Raw genomic sequence first — 1,081 nt, 5'->3', positions numbered from 1 at the left:
CTCACCCTGCACGGTCCGGGCATGGCGCACGGCCTCGACCACGTCGCCGGTGCCGGCCTCGCCCTTGGTCCGGATCATGGCCGCGCCCTCGCCGACGCGCCGCAAGGCCTCGCCCAAATTGCGGCAGCCGCAAACAAAGGGAACCTTGAACGCGAATTTATCGATGTGAAACTCCTCGTCGGCCGGGGTCAGAACCTCGCTCTCGTCGATGTAGTCAACACCCACGGCCTCAAGGATGCGCGCCTCCATGAAATGCCCGATGCGGCATTTGGCCATGACCGGAATGGACACGGCGGCCATGATCTCGCGGATCATACCCGGATCGGACATGCGGGCCACGCCGCCGGCCGCGCGGATATCGGCCGGCACGCGCTCCAAGGCCATGACCGCGCAAGCCCCGGCGGCCTCGGCAACGCGGGCCTGTTCCGGGTTGACCACGTCCATGATCACCCCGCCCTTGAACATGCGGGCCAGGCCTGTATTGAGAAGTGTTTGATTGTTTTGATTTTCCGAATGCTGATTCATGGCGTCCTCCGATGGTTTTCGTGCAGAGCCTATGAATCAGGTGCGGACCTGGATGACAATAGCGGTTTATCGCGGAGAAAACATGGAGGAAATCTCCATATTATGACGAGGCCAAGGACTGAAGATACGCGCGTAAATTGACCGAACGGTGGCCCAATCCCAATTTGCGGCGAATGTGATGACGGTGGGAATCGACCGTGGCCGTGCCCACGCCCAGGCGCTGGGCAATGTCCTTGGTGGACAGTCCCTCGCGGATACATTCCGCGACCCGGGTTTCCATGGGGGTCAGGCCCTGGCAGGCCGTGGACAGCCGGTGGCAGAAGGGCTCGGTCAGTTCCCGAAGCCCCAGACGGATTTCGGCCAGAGCCTCGCGGGCCTGATCCGAGGCGCACATCGCCTCAAGGCGTTCCAGACTCGGAAACAAACGGCTGCGGACATTGGCGAGGATGTTCTTCCCCAATTCGCCGCGGTCCTGTTCGCGTTGGTTCAGGATCACCTTCAGGGCCGCGTTCATCTCGGCCAAGCGCGCGGTCTGGGCCTCGAGTTCGGCCGTGCG

Annotated in this window: 2 protein-coding genes; both read right to left on the bottom strand. The window is 62.7% G+C overall.

Features of this window, described 5'->3' with window-relative positions:
* A partial coding sequence (locus EOL86_15495) for a pyridoxal 5'-phosphate synthase lyase subunit PdxS (GenBank protein NCD26974.1) occupies window positions 1-525 on the bottom strand: 525 nt, incomplete at its 3' end.
* 100 nt (window positions 526-625) lie between these two features.
* The coding region (locus EOL86_15490) for a LuxR family transcriptional regulator (protein ID NCD26973.1) at window positions 626-1,081 on the bottom strand (456 nt) is incomplete at its 5' end.

Source organism: Deltaproteobacteria bacterium (assembly GCA_009930495.1).
GTDB lineage: Bacteria > Desulfobacterota > Desulfovibrionia > Desulfovibrionales > Desulfomicrobiaceae > Desulfomicrobium.
The sequence above is the reverse complement of the archived record's forward strand: the minus strand, read 5'-3'. Positions and strand labels throughout refer to the sequence as shown.